Source organism: Anaerosporobacter sp., assembly GCF_965301125.1.
In genome coordinates, this window is the sequence record NZ_CBDLAM010000299.1 from 554 (window position 1) to 3,020 (window position 2,467).

The following is a 2,467-nucleotide window of genomic DNA, read 5'->3' on the forward strand; positions in this document are numbered from 1 at the left end:
TTAGAAGACACCGAACTTGGATATCGTCTGTTTAAACAATCTATTAAAATAGTTATAAATGAAAAAGCTATAAATTATCATATTGAACATGCTAGGAATCATAGTGAAAGACATCATGATGAAAATTCTAATCATGCTTTGTTTTATTCACTCCATCCTGAACTACCAGTCAAGTTATTTCAACAGTTTATAAATGGAGATATAAGTCTTGAAGACTTTGAGAGACGAGTGGATGGTAAAAAAATAGATATGAACAAAGAAGGTGAATCTTTTTATTGTAGCGTAGCTGATTGGTTTTAGAAATTATGCACTAGTTTATAGATAATTAAGAGAGGTTTCTTATGGAGATAAAAATAAATAGAATAAATTTGTTGATAACAAAAAAATGTAATTTAAGATGCCGGATGTGTGATTATCGACTTAACTCTTTTTTTTTAAAAGAAATAACTTTTTCAGATATCATTAAAATTATTGATCAAGGTAAAGCTTTGGGGATGAAGGAACTTGAGATTTCAGGTGGAGAACCTATGGTTCGTAAAGATATTTACGATATCATTTCGTATGCTACAAGTCAAGGAATACAAGTTCTTATGATGACAAATGGGGTATTAATTGGTGAGAAAGAAGTAAAAAAACTAATTGAAGCTGGATTAAATGGTATTGTTATTTCTTTAGAAGGAAATCAAGATATCAATGACCAAATACGTGGTGTAGGAAATTATGAGAGAGCAATAAATGCAATAAAATATTTTAAAGAGTATAGCAATCAGACAAATATTATTAAAGTTGGGATGACTATTTCTAAATATAATTATAAAGTAATACATACATTTACAAAGTTTCTTTTTGATAAAATTGGAATCAATTCCATATCTTACAATGCATTTAATAAGGATATGCTTTTAGAAAGAACATATCAACAACGCAACTTGGAATTTGATATGAAAGAAGAAAATATAGTTGAACTAGAAGAAGAATTAGAAAAAATCATATTGTATTCAAAGTGCCACGAGGGTGAATTTCCTCCAGAGAGCTATATAAAAAAAATACCAGATTATTTTCAAAAGAAAACTATGGTTCCTAAACATGGGTGTATCAGTCCAATGACGGGGTGTTGTATTGATGCAGCAGGACAAGTTTTTGGTTGCTGGAGTGACGGAAGAATAATGGGAAATGTTCTAGAAAATAGTTTAGAGGAGATATTGCTTTCAGAGGTTTATCAGATATTTTGTAAGGATGCAAGAGAAAGAAGATGCAATGGTTGTTTGTCAGCATGCTTTATGAATATTCATGAATAACTTTTTGAAGTAATATAAGGGGTGTTATGTATGAGAGTATTATTATTAACGAGTAATACCAATAATTCGGAGAATCCGCCATTGGGTTTGTATTTATTAAAAGCATATACAGAAAAGTATATGGAAGACAGAAATATTACAATTGATGTACATGCATTTATAAGTTTTGATTTTATTAAAATTTTAAAATTTATTTTAAGATATAAACCAGATGTTTTAGGTTGTGGCTGTTATGTTTGGAATTGTAAAGCTTTTCAGGAAATTTGTAAGAAGGTAAAAGAAATTATGCCTAATATTACAATAATAATGGGAGGACCAAGTATTTCTAAGAATGATCTTGAATTAGATGAGCTTCTTGAAAAGAATATTGTGAAATACATGATTGTAGGTGAAGGCGAAAGAATATTTAATGAAATTATATTAAATATATATGATGGGGAGCAAGAAAGAAATAATCAATTACCAAACTGTATGGGTAAAGATGAAGAAGGTAGAATTTTCAAACAGCCATATGATAAAGAATGGAGATGTGATATAAATACACTTCCTAATCCATTTTATATTTATGAGGAATTTCGAGAGGCAGCGTTAAATTATGGGTGTGTAACATTAGAAACCAGTCGTGGTTGTCCTTATAATTGTAGTTATTGTGTAGAGTCACAAATACCTTTTTATAGTAAAGATATAAGTGTTGTATTGAATGAATTAGAGTATTTGCATAATTTAGGGGTTAAGAACATTGTAGTATTAGATGCAACATTAAATTTTGATATTAATAGAACTAAAGATTTTTTTATTGAAATTATCAAAAAAGGTTGGAAATTTGATTTCAGTTTTGAACTGAAGGCAGAGTGTCTTGACATAGATCTAATGTATATGTTGACTAAAATTGGTGTTAGAAAGATTGAAATTGGATTGCAGTCCTCCAATAAAAGTACACTTAAGAGCATTAGACGCTATTTTGATGAAGAAAAATTTGTTGGGAATACAAAGAAGTTGATTGAATTAAACATTGATATTGTTGTTGATTTGATTGCTGGATTACCTAATGAATCATTAGAGGATTGGTTTGAATCAATTGATTATTGTTACAGGCTAGGAGATGTTAATATTTCCAGTAATTTGTTAAAAGTGCTACCAGGAACCGAGATTTATAATCAGATAGACAA

General features: G+C 29.1%; 3 protein-coding genes. All 3 read left to right on the forward strand.

From position 1 onward, the window contains the following. Positions 1-300: hypothetical protein (locus ACW2QF_RS19030; protein WP_455717594.1), on the forward strand; the 300-nt coding region annotated here is incomplete at its 5' end. A gap of 41 nt (positions 301-341) precedes the next feature. Next, positions 342-1,298 (forward strand): radical SAM protein, encoded by a 957-nt coding sequence (locus ACW2QF_RS19035; RefSeq protein WP_455717595.1) that lies wholly within the window; start codon positions 342-344, stop codon positions 1,296-1,298. Between the two features lie 30 nt (positions 1,299-1,328). After that, positions 1,329-2,467 (forward strand): B12-binding domain-containing radical SAM protein (locus tag ACW2QF_RS19040; RefSeq protein ID WP_455717596.1); only part of this gene is annotated, 1,139 nt, incomplete at its 3' end.